13 protein-coding genes, 1 tRNA gene and 1 pseudogene are annotated in these 16,591 nt (G+C 68.4%); 7 read left to right on the top strand and 8 right to left on the bottom strand.

What is annotated here, in order from left to right:
• Positions 1–49: 49 nt before the first annotated feature.
• Positions 50–661, top strand: coding sequence for a TetR/AcrR family transcriptional regulator (locus ABZ195_RS09875; protein WP_355217162.1), 612 nt, complete (start codon positions 50–52; stop codon positions 659–661).
• Here ABZ195_RS09875 and ABZ195_RS09880 read toward each other — a convergent pair.
• Genes ABZ195_RS09880 through ABZ195_RS09890 form a run of 3 tightly spaced genes read right to left on the bottom strand, consistent with a single transcriptional unit; the run spans position 636 to position 3,596 of the window.
• Positions 636–1,718 (bottom strand): bifunctional RNase H/acid phosphatase, encoded by a 1,083-nt coding sequence (locus ABZ195_RS09880; protein WP_355217163.1) that lies wholly within the window; start codon positions 1,716–1,718, stop codon positions 636–638. The two genes, ABZ195_RS09875 and ABZ195_RS09880, sit on opposite strands and share 26 nt — an antisense overlap.
• Positions 1,719–1,728: 10 nt before the next feature.
• Positions 1,729–2,466, bottom strand: coding sequence for a C4-type zinc ribbon domain-containing protein (locus ABZ195_RS09885; protein WP_355217165.1), 738 nt, complete (start codon positions 2,464–2,466; stop codon positions 1,729–1,731).
• The gene (locus ABZ195_RS09890; RefSeq protein WP_355217167.1) at positions 2,463–3,596 is read right to left on the bottom strand and encodes a Nif3-like dinuclear metal center hexameric protein; all 1,134 of its coding nucleotides are present in this window, start codon (positions 3,594–3,596) and stop codon (positions 2,463–2,465) included. Before ABZ195_RS09890 ends, ABZ195_RS09885 begins: the two co-directional genes overlap by 4 nt.
• 157 nt (positions 3,597–3,753) lie before the next feature.
• Here ABZ195_RS09890 and ABZ195_RS09895 point away from each other — a divergent pair, with 157 nt between their 5' ends.
• The 3 genes from ABZ195_RS09895 (at position 3,754) to ABZ195_RS09905 (ending at position 5,859) form a co-directional block, all read left to right on the top strand.
• On the top strand, positions 3,754–4,401 hold the full coding sequence (locus ABZ195_RS09895; protein WP_355217169.1) for an HAD-IA family hydrolase: 648 nt from the start codon (positions 3,754–3,756) through the stop codon (positions 4,399–4,401).
• A gap of 151 nt (positions 4,402–4,552) precedes the next feature.
• The gene (locus tag ABZ195_RS09900; protein WP_355217845.1) at positions 4,553–5,035 is read left to right on the top strand and encodes a low molecular weight protein-tyrosine-phosphatase; all 483 of its coding nucleotides are present in this window, start codon (positions 4,553–4,555) and stop codon (positions 5,033–5,035) included.
• Entirely contained in the window at positions 5,035–5,859 is an 825-nt protein-coding gene (locus ABZ195_RS09905) for an SURF1 family protein (RefSeq protein WP_355217170.1), read from the top strand. The genes ABZ195_RS09900 and ABZ195_RS09905 overlap by 1 nt, the downstream gene beginning before the upstream one ends.
• On the opposite strand, the gene ABZ195_RS09910 is transcribed toward ABZ195_RS09905, so the two are convergent.
• Positions 5,813–6,787, bottom strand: coding sequence for a cobalamin biosynthesis protein (locus ABZ195_RS09910; RefSeq protein WP_355217172.1), 975 nt, complete (start codon positions 6,785–6,787; stop codon positions 5,813–5,815). The genes ABZ195_RS09905 and ABZ195_RS09910 overlap by 47 nt on opposite strands.
• 127 nt (positions 6,788–6,914) lie before the next feature.
• Between ABZ195_RS09910 and ABZ195_RS09915 the strand changes: the two genes are divergently transcribed.
• The gene (locus ABZ195_RS09915) at positions 6,915–7,307 is read left to right on the top strand and encodes a DUF6319 family protein (RefSeq protein ID WP_355217174.1); all 393 of its coding nucleotides are present in this window, start codon (positions 6,915–6,917) and stop codon (positions 7,305–7,307) included.
• Between the two features lie 407 nt (positions 7,308–7,714).
• On the opposite strand, the gene ABZ195_RS09920 is transcribed toward ABZ195_RS09915, so the two are convergent.
• Entirely contained in the window at positions 7,715–12,028 is a 4,314-nt protein-coding gene (locus ABZ195_RS09920; RefSeq protein ID WP_355217175.1) for an Ig-like domain-containing protein, read from the bottom strand.
• A 288-nt stretch (positions 12,029–12,316) separates the two neighbouring features.
• Here ABZ195_RS09920 and ABZ195_RS09925 point away from each other — a divergent pair.
• A pseudogene (locus ABZ195_RS09925) lies at positions 12,317–12,634 on the top strand (AAA family ATPase); the annotation flags it as partial.
• Positions 12,635–12,940: 306 nt separating this feature from the next.
• Positions 12,941–14,899, top strand: coding sequence for a helix-turn-helix transcriptional regulator (locus ABZ195_RS09930; protein ID WP_355217846.1), 1,959 nt, complete (start codon positions 12,941–12,943; stop codon positions 14,897–14,899).
• Between the two features lie 680 nt (positions 14,900–15,579).
• Here the strand turns inward: ABZ195_RS09930 and ABZ195_RS09935 are convergent.
• The 3 genes from ABZ195_RS09935 to ABZ195_RS09945 all read right to left on the bottom strand — a co-directional run bounded on the left by ABZ195_RS09935 (position 15,580) and on the right by ABZ195_RS09945 (position 16,588).
• A tRNA-Val gene (locus tag ABZ195_RS09935) sits at positions 15,580–15,654 on the bottom strand.
• A gap of 47 nt (positions 15,655–15,701) precedes the next feature.
• On the bottom strand, positions 15,702–16,160 hold the full coding sequence (locus ABZ195_RS09940; protein WP_355217177.1) for a peroxiredoxin: 459 nt from the start codon (positions 16,158–16,160) through the stop codon (positions 15,702–15,704).
• A gap of 5 nt (positions 16,161–16,165) precedes the next feature.
• Positions 16,166–16,588: a DUF3052 domain-containing protein gene (locus ABZ195_RS09945; RefSeq protein WP_355217179.1), complete on the bottom strand. Its 423-nt coding sequence runs from the start codon at positions 16,586–16,588 to the stop codon at positions 16,166–16,168.
• Between the last annotated feature and the right edge of the window lie 3 nt (positions 16,589–16,591).

Consider the following 16,591-nt stretch of genomic DNA (forward strand, 5'->3'; position numbering starts at 1 on the left):
GTACGGGTCGGTGCAAGTCGTCCCAACCCCTTGCGCACGAGGTGGAGGTATGGTCTCCGATTCAACGGATGCGTCAACGACGGTGCCGGGCTGTCCCTGGAGTGCGCGCGAGGCCGAGCTGCTCGCGGTGACGTTGAAACTGTTGCAGCAGCACGGATATGAGCGTCTGACGGTGGAGGCGGTCGCCACCGAGGCGAAGGCCAGCAAGTCCACGATGTACCGGCGCTGGCCGTCCAAGGCCGACCTCGTGTTGGCGGCGTTCATCGAGGGAACCCGCGAGTCGGCGAAACCCCCACACACCGGGTCGTTGCGTGGCGACCTGCTGGCCATGGGTGCCGCGGTGGTCGAGCAGGGCCGGGAGCACACGAGCACGATGCGCGCGGTGCTCAACGAGATGTCCCGCAGCGAGGCCCTGACCGCAGCCATGCAGGAGAAGTTCATCTATCACCGCACCGTCGTCATGCGCGAGGTCCTCGAGGAGGCCGTCAGACGCGGGGAGATTCAGGCCGAGGCCATCAACCCCGAGATCTGGGACGTGCTGCCCGGATACCTGGTGTTTCGTTCCCTCGTCTCGGAACGACCCCCTACCGAGGAGACGGTGCGCGCGGTGGTCGACGAGGTCCTGATGCCCAGCTTCACTCGAGATACGACGTCTGGTTGACCAGCCGCACCGACGAGCCGCCGTCGGGATAGAACTCCGCGACCGACAGCGACGCGAGGTCCAGGTGCAGTCGGTAGAGGATGCCCGGACCCGCGTCGAGCGCCATCCGAAGGATCGACTTGATCGGCGTCACGTGCGAGACCACCAGAACGGTCGCGTCGCCGTACTGCTCGACGATCCGGAAGCGCGCCCGTCGCACCCGTGCCGCGACCGCGTCGAAGCTCTCACCGCCACCGGGCGGTGACACGGCGGTGTCGCGCAGCCAGGCACCGTGCACCTCTGGGTCACGTCGGGCGGCTTCACCGAACGTCAGCCCCTCCCAGGCTCCGAAGTCGGTCTCGATCAGGTCGTCGTCGACGGTGACGTCGAGGCCGAGTTCCTTGGCCGCCGCCGACGCCGTGTCGTGGGCGCGTTGCAGCGGGGACGAGACGACCGCCGTGATGCCGCCCCGCTGGCCGAGGTAGCGGGCCGCGGCGTCGGCCTGATGGCGCCCGAGTTCGGTCAGCGGCGGGTTGCCCTGCCCCGAGTAGCGCCGGTCCACCGACAGGGCGGTCTGCCCGTGCCGTAACAAGAAGAAGCGAGTCGGTGCGCCGCGCGCCCCGGTCCAGCCCGCCGGGGAGACTGCCTGCGCCGACGCCGCCTTCGGCGAATCCTCGTCGACGGCATCCATCGCCCGGTTGGCCAGCCGGTCGGCGTGGGCGTTCTGGGCGCGCGGAATCCAGTCGAACGTCACGTCGCCGAAGGCACGGGTGAGCTCAACGGCGCGCTCCCGCAACGGAATCAGGTCGGGATGCTTGACCCGCCACCGCCCCGACATCTGCTCGACGACCAACTTGGAGTCCAGCCGAGCGGCGACGTCGGTGGCCCCCACCTCGGCCGCGGCCTCCAAACCCGCGATGAGACCGCGATATTCGGCGACGTTGTTGGTGGCCCGTCCGATGCCCTCGAAGCGCTCGGCGAGCACCGTGGCGTGGTCGGTCGACCAGACCACTGCCCCGTAGCCCGCCGGACCGGGGTTGCCGCGCGACCCGCCGTCCGCCTCGACGATGACCTTCACGCCGACGCCCTCATTCCGTGAAGTCCCGCACGCGCACCAGGATTGCCGAGCACTCCGGGCATCGGAGCACCTCGTCCTCCCGCGCGGCGGAGATGCGGGCCAGCTCTCCCCGGTCGATCTCGATGCGACACGCACCGCACCGTCGGCCCTGCAGTCGGCCGGCCCCGATGCCGCCCTGGGCCCGCTGACGTTCGTAGAGCGCCACCAGCTCGGCCGGCGCCGCGGCGGAAAGCTCCTCGCGGCGGGCCACGGCCTCGTGCCGCGACTGGTCGATCTGCACCAGGACCTCGTTGCGGGCCGCGGTGGCGGCCGTCAGATCGGTTTGCATCCCGTCGATGCGGGCCTGCTGCTCGGCCAGCTCCTTCTGCAGCTGTTCGCGGCGCTCCATGATCTCCAACAACGAATCCTCCAGGCTCTCCTGGCGGCGCTGCAGCGCCTCGAGCTCGTGCTGGATCTCCCCGACGTGCTTGACGTCGACCGTCCCGCCGTCGAGCAGGCCACGGTCGCGGTCCTCGCGCTTGCGCACCGCGTCGATCTCGCCTTCGAACTTCGCGACCTGTCCGTCGAGGTCCTCCAGTGCGATGGTCAGCGTCGCCAGTGCGTCGGTCGCCGCACGATGCTCGGCGGTGACGGCGTCGAGCCGTTGCTGTTCCTCGAGATGCTTGCCCCGGTGGTCGAGCCGGCTCAACTCGGCGTCCACCGCCGCGATCTCCAGGACCAAACGCTGTTGTGACTCTTCGGCCTTCATGTGGTGCTGATGTCCTTCGCTAGATTCCAGGGATCCGTCCGGACCGGGCTGACGCCTACCTGCAGCGCCTCGCCGAAGTGCGTGCGCAGCAGGCTCTCGGCCTGGCCGCACCACGGGTATTCACTCGCCCAGTGCGCGACGTCGACCAGGGCGACGTCGGAGGTGCGGAGGTGTTCGTCGGCCGGATGGTGTCTGAGGTCGGCGGTGACGTAGGCCTGCACGCCTGCTGTGGCGACGGTGTCGAGCAGGGAGTCCCCCGCTCCACCACACACCGCGACGCGCGAGATCACGCCGTCGGGATCACCCGCGGCCCGCACTCCCCACGAGGTGGCGGGCAGGCCGCGGTTCACTCGAGTGACGAACGCGCGCAAGCTCTCTGGGACGGGTAGGGCGCAGATGCGGCCAATGCCGACGTCGGACGGCAACGGCGCCAGGGTCACCACGTCGAACGCGGGCTCCTCGTAGGGGTGAGCATGCCGCAGCGCGCTCAGCACCGCGGGGCGCAGCCCGGCGGGGGCGATCACCTCGATGCGGTCCTCGGCGACGTACTCGACCGAACCCACCGAGCCGATCGCGGGTGCGGCGCCGTCGAGCGGCAGGAACTGCCCCGTCCCCGAGACAGACCAGCTGCAGTTCGAGTAGTCCCCGAGCGCACCGGCACCGGCGGCGAACAACGCCGTGCGCACCGCATCGGCGTCGCCCGCGGGAACGCAGACCACCCACTTGTCGAGCCGGGTGCCGTCCGATACCGGCGACAGCACGTCCTCCACCACCAGTCCGAGCGCATCGGCAAGTGCGTCGGACACTCCGGGGGTCGCGGAGTCGGCATTGGTGTGGGCGGTGAACAGGGCACTGCCACTGCGGATCAGGCGGTGCAGGATCGCGCCCTTGCCGGTGCTCGCCGCCACCGTGTCCACACCGCGCAACAACAGCGGATGATGTGCGAGAAGGAGACCCCGGGGAGGCACCTCGGCGACGACGGCCGCCGTGGCGTCCACTGCGATCGTCACGGATTCCACGGGTTCGGACGGGTCGCCGCAGACCAGGCCGACCGAATCCCACTCCGCGGCCAGCGCGGGCGGGTAGGCGCGCTCGAGCACGTCGATGACGTCGGCCAGCAACGCGCTCATAGCCGTACCTCCCTTGCCGTTGTCTGGACGAGAGCCTACGACGTCACCAGCGAAGAGAGACGAAACGGCGACGACGGCCGGGTGCGTCGGCCCACTCGTCGACCGACCCCGGCGACCGGGACGGACGGCCCACCGCGCGGCAGGAGACAATGGGGAGGTGAGTCCTCGGCTAGTCCTCTTCGATCTCGACGGTACGCTCACCGACTCCGCCCCGGGCATCGTCGCGAGCTTCCGTCAGGCCCTGGGCGAGATCGGCGCCGCGGTGCCCGACGGCGACCTCGCGAGCCTGGTCGTGGGCCCGCCGATGCATCAGACGCTGGCGGCGATGGGTCTCGGTGACCGCGCGGACGAGGCGTTCGCCGCCTATCGCCGTGACTACACCAGCCGCGGCTGGTCGATGAACGCCCTGTTCGACGGGATCATCGATTTGCTGACCGACCTGCGCACGGCCGGAGTGCGGCTGGCGGTGGCCACCTCCAAGAATGAGGTGACCGCGCGTCGGATCATCGAGCACTTCGGCATCGAGGAGTTCTTCGAGGTGATCGCCGGCGCCAGCCCGGACGGCGTCCGCTCGGCCAAGGCCGACGTGGTGGCCCACGCCCTGACCCAACTCGGCCCGCTGCCCGACGACGTGCTGATGGTCGGCGACCGGTCCCACGACGTGCTCGGCGCGGCCAGCCACGGCATCGACACGGTGGTCGTCGAATGGGGTTACGGCGCGTCGGACTTCGACGGCCCCGACGCGGTCAGTGCCTTCAAGCACGTGTCGACGATGGCCGACCTGCGGGAGGTGCTCGGTGTCTGACCGGCGGGCGGGAGCGAAGCGACCCGGGGAATCAGACCGGCGGGCGGGAGCGAAGCGACCCGGGGAATCAGACCGGCGGGCGGGAGCGAAGCGACCCGGGGAATCAGACCGGCGGGCAGGAGCGAAGCGACCCGGGGCAGAAGGTGCGCTCCTGCACGTGACGTTCGTGTGCTCGGGAAACATCTGCCGCTCCCCCATGGCCGACAAGATGTTCGCCCACCAGCTCGCCGAACGCGGCCTCGCCGACGTGGTGCGGGTGAGCAGCGCGGGCACCGGCAGCTGGCACGTCGGCGATCCCGCCCACGAGCGGGCGGTGCACGTCCTGCGGGAGCACGGCTACCCGACGACGCATCGCGCCTCCCACGTCGGGGACGACCACCTGGCGGCCGACATGGTCGTCGCGATGGGGCGCAACCACGTTCGCATCCTTCGTGATCTCGGCGTCCCCGAGGACCGGCTTCGGATGATGCGCTCCTTCGACCCGCGTTCGGGTGCCCACGCCCTCGACGTCGAGGACCCGTACTACGGGACGACGGAGGACTACGAGGAGACCTTCGCCGTCATCGACGCGTCGCTGCCGGGTCTGCACGCCTGGGTCGACGAGCGGCTTCGAGAACGTCGGGTGGCGGGCTGATGGGTCGCTTCGCGTTCTTGTTCAAGCCGCAGTGGCTGGCGCTCTACGTCGTCGCGATCGCCTTCGCCTACCTGTGCTTCACCGTGCTCGCCCCGTGGCAGCTCGGCAAGAACACCACGACCTCTCGGGAGAACGCGCAGATCTCCAACTCGGTGTCGCAGCCGCCGGTGGCACTGACGACGCTTCTGCCACGACAGGATTCCGCGGCGCCCGGTGACCAGTGGCGTCAGGTGACCGCCACCGGACGGTATCTGCCCGAGGCTCAGGTGTTGGTGCGGTTGCGCGTCGTCGACGGCGACCCGGCCTATGAGGTCCTCGTCCCCTTCCGCGTCGACGGCGGCCCCACCGTCCTCGTCGACCGCGGTTACGTCAAACCCGACCGCGGCACGCAGGTGCCCGACTTCGCCGCCCCGCCGACCGGCAGCGTGACCATCACCGCGCGGCTGCGCGACCCCGAGGGGGTGGTTGCGGGCAAGGAGCCGTTCCGCGAGAACGGCATTCAGCAGGTCTACTCGATCAGCACCGATCAGGTCGCGCAGGTGACGGGCGTGCCGCTGGCGGGGTCCTATCTGCAGCTCGTCGACGGGCAACCCGGCGGTCTCGGGGTCATCGGTCTGCCCCACCTCGACGCGGGTCCGTTCCTGTCCTACGGCATTCAGTGGATCGCGTTCGGAATCATCGCGCCGATCGGCGTCGGCTACTTCGTGCTCGCCGAGGTCAAGCAGCGCCGTCGGGAGAAGGCCGAGACCGAGGTCCGTGCCACCACGACGGCGCCGCTCAGCGCGGAGCAGAAGCTCGCCGACCGGTACGGCAGACGGCAGTGACGGCGACCGCGACCCCTGCCGCGGCGAACTGAACCGCGCGCGACAGCCGCACCGAGCGGACGACGTCGGCTGCGTGGGGCACCCGGCCGCTTCCCAGCGTCGGCCGGTTCTCGAGCCGGTGGGCGTATTGCGTTGGGCCGCCGAGGCGCACGCCGAGCGCGCCGGCGAACGACGCCTCGACCACGCCCGCGTTGGGGCTCGGATGCCGCGCGGCGTCGCGGCGCCACGCCGTCAGCGCGGCACCCGGTGAACCCGCCACCATGGGAGCGCACGCCGCGGTGAGCAGGCCCGAGAGGCGAGCCGGCGCATAGTTCGCCAGGTCGTCGAAACGTGCTGCCGCCCAACCGAAGTGCAGATAGCGCGTCGACTTATGACCGATCATCGCGTCCAGGGTGTTGGCTCCGCGGTAGACCAGCAGGCCGGGCAGCCCGGCGATCGCCCCCCACCACAGCGGCGCCACCGCAGCGTCGGCGGTGTTCTCCGCGATCGACTCCACGGTGGCCCGGGCGATGCCCGCCTCGTCCAGCGACTGCGGGTCGCGTCCGCACAGCGACGGCACCAAACCCCGGGCGCCGTCGACGTCACCGTCCTCGAGGTGCCGGGCCATGGCCTGCCCGGTGCGCCCCAGCGACGTGCCGCCCAGCACGACGAAGGTGGCCGCGGCGGTGACCGCCGCCGTCCAGACTGGTCCGCGCCGGGCGGCAGTCCGCTCGGCGGCCACTCCGAGAACGCCGAGCCCGCCGAGCAGAAGGCCGGTGTGCAGGACACCGGCGGCCCGTCGGTCTGAGTAGGTGTGCTGCTCCAGCGTCGCTGCGACGGTGCCGAAGCCCGCGACGGGGTGGCCCCGTCGCGGGTCGGCCCACAGCACGTCGGCCACGTAACCCAGGGCCAGCCCGGCGGCTCGGCCGCGGCGTGGGGACGGGAGCACCCGCGCAGCGTCTCACGAGGCCGTCGTCGTCACCTCTGGCGGCGCCCCTGTATCGAACGCGTGTTCTAATGGGTCACGCACCGGCCCGCTCGTCGCGGGCGCCCCGCCGTGAAGGAGAGCCGCACCGATGACCGTAGACACCCTCACCCCCGAAGCGCCCTCTGCCGTGGTCGCCGATGCTCCGGCATCAGCGGTGGACACCGTCTCAGAGCCTCGCCCCGCCAAGACCCCTCGAAAGTCGGTTGGCAGGAAGACCAAGACCCTGGAATTGACCCTCACCGTCACCGGCACGGCCGACGGCGAGTGGCGGGCCGAACTCAAGCAGGGCACCACCTTCTTGGCGCGCGACCTCGCCGTCGCGGCGGCCGCGGTGTCCCGCGCGGCCAAGGAACTGCACGACGACCTGTCCACGCCGATCGACGCGGTCATCGAAGAGGCGCGGTCGCAGCAAGCTGCGAAGGTGGCGGCCCTCGAGGCCGAATTGGAAGCGGCGCGAAGGACTCTCGCCGACCTGGACTGACGACTTCGCGGTGGTATGTCCAGCTCAGCGGTGTGCCGTAATCATGGTCGTCCGTGGAATTTGACGATGTGCGCGCACGTCTTGGCGCCCGGGGAGGGTCGATTCTTGGCGGGGCTTGGATTCGGCTGATGCACACCTGATGCCTGAAACACCCATGGCATCGTTTGAGCTATGAGTGGTGCTACAGCGCGATAGTGGCATCACGTCACCACACTTCCGTCGGTCACGAGAGGCCCACGTGGCCAGCGCCCTCTGAGACCGGATACGGTGGCGCGCGCCCGAGATCCTTGGCGCGCGTGACGCCTTCGCCGAACGTGCCGGTCGACGCAACCTCGCGATGTGAAATCGCATTCGTGAAACCGACGGCGGACCTGGCGCATCCCATCGCGAGGTGTCACCGGGATCCGCTAGCTGACGACCAATCTCACGGTGGCAATGTTGCTGTCGACCGTTCCGTCGTTGACCTTGTATGTGAAGGAGTCTTCACCGACGAAGTCTTTCTTGGGCTGGTAGCTGAATGCCAGTTGGGTGCCGTTGAAGTACAGCTCACCGTGCTGCGTCGTGGTGATCAGCGTTCCGGTCAGCGGGTCGCCGTCACCGTCGGAGGATCTGTTCGCCAGGCTGAAGCCGACGTAGCCGTTCTTCGGGAACGGAATGGTGGAGTCGAGCGTCACGGGGACATCGTTGACCGAGGTGATGGTGATGGTGACGGTGACGGGCGCCGATGAGGTGACGCCGTCGCTGACCTGGTAGGTGAACGAGTCCGATCCGTAGTAGTTGGCGGCCGGGGTGTAGGTGAACGAGCCGTCGGAGAGCACCTCCAACGCGCCATGCGCAGCGCCGGTCGCCTCAGAGACGAACAACTCCGGGCCGTCGACGTCAGTGTCGTTGCTCAGCACGCCAGGGGCGCCGACGGCGAGCGTGGCGTCCTCGCCGATCGAGTAGGAGTCCGGGTTGCCCACCGGTGGCGCGTTGATTCCGGTGACGGTGATGCTCACGGTGACCGGAGCGGAGAGGGCGTTGCCATCGGTCACTTGATAGGTGAACGCGTCGGATCCGGTGTAGTTGGCGGCCGGGGTGTATGAGAACGAGCCATCGGAGAGCACCTCCAACGTGCCGTGTGCAGGGCCGGTCGCCGCGCCGACGGACAACTCGGGACCGTCGACGTCGCTGTCGTTGACCAATAGTCCGGCCGCGGCGCCGACGGTGAGCGTGCCCCCCTTGGCAACGGAGTAGGAGTCCGGGTTGCCCACCGGCGGGTCGTCGACCGGGTTGATGGTGATGGACACGGTGGCGGCGTTGCTGGTCAGCCCGACGTTGTCCTTGACGGTGTAGGTGAAACCATCCGAGGTCACCTCGGCGCCGTTGGACGCGTAGGTGACGGTGCCATTGCTGTTGACGGTCGCGGTGCCGTTGGTGGGTTGGCGAGTGATCACGACGGTGGCCGCATCGATCGTGCCGTCGGCGTCGGTGTCGTTGGCGGTGAGAGCGATGGTGGCGGTGGCGCCCTCGGCGACGGTGGCGACGTCGTCGTGGGCCACCGGCGGGTCGTCGACCGGGGTGATGGTGATGGACACGGTGGCGGCGTTGCTGGTCAGGCCGGCGTCGTCCTTGACGGTGTAGGTGAAATTGTCCGAGGTCACCTCGGCGCCGTTGGAGGCGTAGGTGACGGTGCCGTTGGCGTTGACGGTCGCGGTGCCGTTGGTGGGTTGGCGAGTGATCACGACGGTGGCCGCATCGATCGTGCCGTCAGCGTCGGTGTCGTTGGCGGTCAGCGTGATGGTGGCCGTGGCACCCTCGGCGACGGTGGCGACGTCGTCGTGAGCCACCGGGGCGCCGCTCGCTGGCGTGATCGTGACGGACACCGTCGCGGCGTCGCCCAGCACACCGTCGCTGGCCAGGTAGTTGAACGTGTCGGTTCCGGTGTATCCCGCGGTCGGCGTGTAGGTGATGGTCCCGTTGGCGCCCAGTGCGGTGGTCCCATGCCCGGCACCCCACACCGCGGTGACGGCGAGCGGGTCGCCGTCCGGATCGGAGTCATTGTGCAGCAATGCATTCGGCACGATGACCGTCGCTGCGTTGGCAACGGCGAGTACCGCGTCGTCACCCGCGACGGGCGCGACGTCGACGACGGTCAGCAGCACCGTGTCGTTGCCGCCGGCGGCGACTTGGGCATAGCTCACCCCGGCTGGCAATGCCGGTATGTCGGATTGGCCGAGCTCGTTCCCGCCCCGCACTGAGGCGGCGCCATCGGAACGCAACCAGACCGTGTGGCCGTTGCCGACTGCCACTTGGGTGAAGGTGACCCCGGCGGGCAGCTTCGGGATGTCTGCCTCGGAAGCCCCGCCGGTCAAGGAGGCGACGGCGGTGCCATCGGAACGCAAGTACTGAGCAAGGAATGTGGCCGTGCTGACGCCGGTATAGCTCACTCCGGCAGGCAAGGTCGGCACGGTGCTCTCGCCGCTTCGATTCATCCCGACGGCCACGGCGGTGCCGTCGGACCGCAACAGCACGGTGAACAGGAACCCGGCGCTGACTCGGGTGTAGGTCACGCCCGCGGGAAGCGCCGGGATGTCGAGTTGTCCGCTGTGGTCGTCGCCGATCGCCACGGCGGTGCCGTCGGACCGCAACAACGCCGCGTGCGTCGTGCCGGCACTGACCTGGATGTACCTCGTGCCGGCTGGGAGGGCCGGAATGTCGAGCTGCCCGTTGGGAGCGGCCCCGAAGCCGACGGTGGTCCCGTCGGACCGCAACAACAGCGTGTAGAAGGACGTGGTGCTGACCTGGGTATAGGTCACTCCCGCCGGCAACGCCGGGACGGCGCCCACCGGCCCGTAGACGGTGCCCCCAACGGCCACCGCGGCGCCGTCGGACCGCAACAACACCGTCACCGAACCGCTGGCGCTGACCTGGGTGTAGGTCACTCCCGCCGGCAGCGCGGGGATGTCGAGCTGCCCGAATTCGTTGTCCCCCAGCGCAACCGTGTTGTTGACCGTTCCGATCGCCACGGTCTTGGTCACCGGCGCACCGGCAGTGTCGGTGGCAGTGACGAGCACGCTGACTTGCGCGCCCGGGTGCGCCTTCGCCCAGGCGAGATCGGTCACGGTGACGGTGTACGAGCCACCAGCCGACGAGGTGGCCGTGACGTGGGTGGCGTCAACCGATCCGACCGTCACCGTCACCGCGTCCCCGTCGACGTCGCTGGTCGTCGGGGTCACCTCCCAGGTGTTGCCGATTCCCGGGGTCGACGTCACCGTGCCGATCAGGGGGGCGTCGTTCACCGGGGCAACGGTGACCGTCACGGTCGCGGTGGCGTTCAGTGCGCCGTCGCTGACGGTGTAGCTGAACGCATCGGCGCCGTGGTAGTTCGCCACGGGGGTGTATGTGATGCTGCCGTCGACGCCCAGGGCGGTCGTACCGTGAGCGGCCGTCCCGACCGCGGAGATCACCAGGGTGTCACCGTTGGGGTCGGAGTCGTTGCCCAGCAACGTCGCCGACGCGATCACCAGGGGGGTGTCCTCATTCGTGCTGGCCGCGTCGTCGTTCGCCACCGGGGCGACGTTTGGAGGCGCGGTCACGGTCAGCGCTACGGTCGCGGTCGTGGTGTGCCCGGCACCCAGTGGGTTGAGGCCGTGGAGATGCAGGCCGGCGTCCGCGGCGGTGAGCGTGAACGTGTCCGTACCGGTGTAGCCGGCATCCGTCGAGGTATAGGTGAACGACCCGTCCGGGTTGACCGCCACGCTTCCGTGTGCTCCGTTGGTCGCTTTGTAGGACAACGGATCTCCGTCTTCGTCGGTGAACGACACCGTGCCGGTGACGACGACGTGTGCGTCGGAACTCAAGCTGGTGTTGGTGACCGACGCCGCACCGACGGTCGGGCGTTGGTTGTCGAGGGTGGATTCCACGCGCCGATACAGACCCCAGATCGCCGCGAGGAAGGGGTTGGGAGCCGGAGTCCCCGGGGTGTAGCCGAACAACGCCAACGCGTTCCGCACGAGGGTGCGGACGCCTTCCAAGAGGTGCGGCTGTGGCGGCGCGAGATCAGTGGCCGCCACGGTCGCGGTCGGTGTCCGTGCGTCTACGACGGCCGACGACGACTGTGCGACCGACATGATCCTCAACGTGGCCACCGCCGGCTCGCTCGTGGAGGCCACCCGGCCAGACGGCCCACTGGTCGCGGAATGACTGCCCGCATCGGCGTCGTCGGACGTGATCGCATCTCCAGACACCACAACCGATTTCGCGTTCAGGTGGTCGCCGGCATTGGCCTTGTTCCTCGCATTGTCTACCGGAGGATGGGGGTTCGACACGGGCTCGACGACGCCCGGCTGCAGTGCGACGGGCTGCGCGACGACGGGTTCCACCGCGACCGATGGTGCGTCTACCTGCGCCGTGGTGGCGATGTCGGGGACAGTGGTAGTCGGCGTCGTCCCGTCCTGACCCTCGGGTGAGCTGTCCTTCTTCGTGCCCGAGCCTGACTGGTTCCCACCCGAGGAGTGGCCCGAGATCTCGGCCACGGCGGCCGCCTCCGGAGACGTGGCGCCCGAGGGCTTGGTGCCGCCCGAGCCAGTGGAGTCCGTGGTCTGCCGTGACGGGCCCGCGGCCGTGGAGTCGGTGGCCTGCCGTGACGGGCCCGCGTCAGTGGAGTCCGCTGAGTGCTGTGACGCCGACTGCCCGCCGCCGGTCTCGTCGTCGGCGCAGGCCACCGTCGGCCATCCCATCGCGGTGCCTATCCCCAATGCGACCGCTAATGCCCCAACACGCCCCACGTACTTGACACCACTCACCGACGGACACCTCCCTGCGCGGAGCGGAAGGAGGGCCCCGACGCATCCCGCCCAAGTGTCAGCGCGTTTAGCTACGCCAACGTCAGTAGCCGACTACTACACTTTCGGCGTCGCGCCACGCCGCACTACTACGATCTCGCGGCCGGCCGTGGGGATTTACCGTCCGACGGGTCAGAATCTCGCGAGCGCAGTTAATATTCGCTGGTGCCCGATCATTGGCCGATGATCGGCCGCAGCGAGGAAGTCGTCGAGGTCAATCGCCTTCTCGAGACGGACGGCGTCCGCGGGGTGATCCTTGCCGGCGATGCCGGGGTGGGCAAGTCGCGGGTCGCTCGGGAGGCCGTAGCGGCGGCGAGAGCCGCCGGGTGGACGGTTCGTAACGCCGCGGCGACCATGACTAGTCAGGTCATCCCATTGGGTGCCTTCGCGCGTTGGACTGACGACATCGGCGGCGCGCCGTACGCCCTGGCGCGACGAGTGGTGGACGCAATGATCTCGGGTGCGGAGCCAGGCCGCCTCGTAGTGTTCGTCGACGACGCCCACCTGCTCGACGACTTGTCGTCGCTGGTGGTACATCAACTCGTGGAGTCGCAAACTGCGAGAGTCATCGTCACGGTCCGCACGGGTGAGCCAGCTCCTGCCGCAGTGACGTCGCTGTGGAAGAGCGGCCTGGTGCGCCGGTGCGAGATCGAGCCGCTGACTCGCGGACAGTCCGATCAGTTGCTCAGCGCGGTGTTCGGGGTCGGTCCGGATCCGGACTGCAGTGGCGCGCTGTGGCGTCTCACCCGCGGGAACGTGTTGTTCTTGCGCCAACTCGTCGAGCAGGAGTTCGCAGCGGGACGCCTGATGATCGACGACGACGCGTTGCGTTGGCACGGGAAGGTGGCTATCTCGGGGTCGCTCGCCGAACTGGTGAACGTCCACATCGGGGCCATCTCCGCAGCGGTGCGAGACGTCGTGGATCTGGTGGCGGTTTCCGAGCCGGTCGACTGGTACTGCTTGAGATTGATTGCCGAGCAAGATGGAATCGAAGTTGCCGAGCAGCGTGGCTTGATCCGGATATCGGGCGATGAGGTGTACATCGGCCACCCGATGTACGCCGAGGTTCGGCTGAATCGCAGTGGGTCCTCGCGGTTGCGTCGTCTTCGTGGCCGGGTAGCCACCACCATGAAGGACGGCGGAAGCCCCGCAAAGGTCATGAAACGCGGTGTGCTGTGGTTGGAGTCGGACCTACCGTCGGACACCGATGTGCTCCTTTCTGCCGCGAAGGCTGCGATATCACTGCTGGACTTCAACACTGCCGAGCGGCTGTTCTCCGCGGCGGCCGATGTTGGCGTCGGCGCCGAGGCACGTGTGTCCCACGCCTTCTCGCTTTTCATGTCACGCAAGGGTGAGCGTGTCTTGGAGGTCCTCGACGACGTTGAGGCCGACGAGGCGACGAGGTCTGCTTTCATCAACGACGTAGTGGTGCGCGCATCGAATCTGTTGTGGCCGATGCGCTCACCCGAGCACTCCTGGCGGCTCGTCGACGAGTCGCTCGCGACCGCGCACGGCGCGTACCGACAACAGTTGATGGTGTTCCGGGCGAATCAACTCGCGCTGGCAGCACGCCCGGTCGAGGTCCTGGCAGTGATGGACGACGTCGACTATCGCGACCTCGACGACTACGGGGCGGCGATGGGTCACGGCGCCGAGAGCATGGCTAACGGCGAACTCGGACGACCCGATCGATCCGTAGCCGATGCCGTTGCAGCCGAGCGTGTGTTGATGACGGGTGCCCACGGCAAGTTTCTGCGTCAGACGGTCACCGAGTTCCGCACGTTCGCGCTGGCGGCAGCCGGACGCATTGCCGAAGCGGTCGAGGTGGGAGAGCGCAACCACCGCGCCCAGCGAAATGAGCCTGCCTCGACTCGAGCGGTGGCCGCGGAGATTCTCGGGATGGTGATGTTGGCTGCCGGTGACTTGCGCGCAGCACTTCGTCATCTACCCGATGACGTCGGCGCCGCGTCCGCCAACGACTTTCACGTGGCAAACAGCTTTCACCGTTTCCACCTGCTCCGCGCGCAAGCGCTGGCCCGCACGGGCGACGGCGATGCGGCCGGCAGAGCCCTCGATACTGCCCGCGCACACCGGCATCCGGCCTACGTCTTCGTCACCTCGACGGAATTGCTCGCCGAAGCATGGGTAGCGGCCGCGCAGATGCGGGTGACCGAGGCACGCCGATTAGCCCAAGAGGCGGCGCGGTTCGCCCGTGACCACGATCAGTTCGCCCGTGAAGTGTGGTGTCTGCAAACCGCGGTGCACTTCGACGACACCGAGGCAGCTGCGCGGCTGGCGGAATTGGCAACCCAGGTCGAAGGTCCACGCGCAGCGGTCGCCGCCCGCTACGCGGCGGCGCTCGGCGCCGACCACGCTGGCGAACTCGACGCTGCCTCAGTCCAATTCGAGGCGATGGGCGACGTGCTGGCTGCTGCTGACGCGGCCGCCCAAGCTGCGACGTCTCATCGAAGGGCGGGCCGGGCTGGAAGCGCGATGACCTCGGCAGCATCCGCACACCGATTGGCAGCCACGTGCGGAAATGCCATGAGTCCCGCCATGGTGGCAGCCGACTTCTCCGCACCGTTCACCAATCGAGAACGCGAAATCGCGGTCTTGGTGTCACGAGGTCTGTCGAATCGTCAGATTGCCGAAACAGTCTCGCTATCTGTGCGGACCGTCGAAACCCACATCTATCGTGCATGCAACAAAGCCGGGGTGAGCGGACGCTCCGGGCTGTCCGCGATGGTGGGCGGCGAGACCAGATGACCGGCGCCTCAGTGACCGACGATTGACCAAGGCACACGCTGGAATGCCCGCTCTGGTCAATTCGACACAAGCGGAGGATGTCCGAGAAGGCATGCAAGCGCCCTCGACGAGGTGACCTGAATGAGGTCAGGCAGGTACAGGATTGAAACCTGTCTAGGCGCGAGCCCGACGGATCTACAGTCCGTGAAACGCAAGATCCAAGCATGTCGCGGAGTGCCCTGAACGACGCCGTCTCATTCGCCCCGCGAGGTCTGTGACAATTTGCTCAAGATCGGCCTCCGTGCAGTACGGAGTATCAGCCCTCCACATAAGACGGATCTGGACCGATCCGCCGGCGGCGCTTCGTGGTTCGTCGCTGACTGGCGTCACTGGGAACCTGCCCCATGTGAAGACCCCTTCGCCCTGCGCGAACGGAAATGCGCACGCACCTTCGCGAGTGTGGAGGGCCTCAGCTACATCGGCTGCAGTAGTCGACTACTGCAATTTCGAACTCAGCTGGTGCGTGACTACTGCGACTCCGCTCCCTCTGCCAAAGGTGGGCGTCACCGACCAGGACCGTCTCCACCCCACACCGTGGCGCAGGGTCGTGTATTCGTACGCAGCCGGGGGCACGACGACTGGCGAGCCGACGTCCGAGCGCTCCCGGCGCACGCTTCCCATGCCCGCTGAGGTCACGACACTGGTGGGCGCGGAGGGGATCGAACCCACGACCGCTGGTGTGTAAAACCAGAGCTCTACCACTGAGCTACACGCCCGTGCTCGGCCAAGCTACACGGCCGCACGCCGGGAGGTGAAATCCTTCTCAGTCGTTCCGCAGAGCCGTCAGGGCACCAGCCCAGACCGACTGGTCGCGCATCTCCCCCGGTCCGTTCATCGCGGCGAACCGGATCAGGCCCGACCGGTCCACGGCGAACGTGCCCCGGTTGGCGAATCCCGCGTCGGCGTTGAACACGCCGTAGGCCTGGGCAACCGCACCGTGGGGCCAGAAGTCCGACAGCAACGGGATCGTGAACCCGCTCTGCGCAGCCCAGACCTTGTGGGTGGGCGGGGGCCCCACCGAGACCGCCAGGGCCTTGACGTCATCGTGGCCGGACAGCCGAGCCTGGACGTCGTCGAGTTCACGCTGACAGATGCCGGTGAAGGCGAGTGGGAAGAACACCAGGAGCACGTCGGCGACGCCCCGGTGCTCGCTCAGCGTCACGGGCCGGCCGTCCTGGTCCTTGAGCGTGAAGTCGGGCGCCGTGGCGCCCACGTTCACCACGGCGGTCAGCGCCGCCCGGAGGGACCGGACTTCGGCTGAACCAGCCTGCTGGCAATCCAGTCGCCAAGGTTGGCCGACGAGGTCTGCATGAGACCAGCCGTCGGCGCTGATTCGGCGATGTCGGAGGGCTTCACGTGACCGGGATGCCCGGTCTTGGGCGTCACCACCCACACCACGCCGTCCTCGGCCAGCGGAGTGATGGCGTCCATCAGGCGGTCGACCAGGTCACCGTCGTCGTTGCGCCACCACAGCAGCACCACGTCGATGACGTCCTCGGCGTCCTCGTCCAGCAGCTCGGATCCACATGCGTCTTCGATGTCGAACCGAATGTCGTCGTCGGTGTCCTCGTCCCAGCCCAGCTCCTGGACGAGTTGATTCTTCTCGATGCCCAGCTTTCGGGCGTAGTTCGGCGAGTCCGCCGCAACCACCTG

Source organism: Mycobacterium sp. NPDC006124, from assembly GCF_040614235.1.
In the GTDB taxonomy this organism is placed as follows: domain Bacteria; phylum Actinomycetota; class Actinomycetes; order Mycobacteriales; family Mycobacteriaceae; genus Mycobacterium.

Excerpts from the sequence above, each read along its gene's own strand:
- ABZ195_RS09885 (WP_355217165.1), bottom strand. The coding sequence starts at position 2,466 with ATGAAGGCCGAAGAGTCACAACAGCGTTTGGTCCTGGAGATCGCGGCG.
- ABZ195_RS09890 (WP_355217167.1), bottom strand. The coding sequence starts at position 3,596 with ATGAGCGCGTTGCTGGCCGACGTCATCGACGTGCTCGAGCGCGCCTAC.
- ABZ195_RS09915 (WP_355217174.1), top strand. The coding sequence starts at position 6,915 with ATGACCGTAGACACCCTCACCCCCGAAGCGCCCTCTGCCGTGGTCGCC.
- ABZ195_RS09905 (WP_355217170.1), top strand. The coding sequence starts at position 5,035 with ATGGGTCGCTTCGCGTTCTTGTTCAAGCCGCAGTGGCTGGCGCTCTAC.
- ABZ195_RS09930 (WP_355217846.1), top strand. The coding sequence starts at position 12,941 with ATGATCGACGACGACGCGTTGCGTTGGCACGGGAAGGTGGCTATCTCG.
- ABZ195_RS09920 (WP_355217175.1), bottom strand. The coding sequence starts at position 12,028 with ATGGGATGGCCGACGGTGGCCTGCGCCGACGACGAGACCGGCGGCGGG.
- ABZ195_RS09875 (WP_355217162.1), top strand. The coding sequence starts at position 50 with ATGGTCTCCGATTCAACGGATGCGTCAACGACGGTGCCGGGCTGTCCC.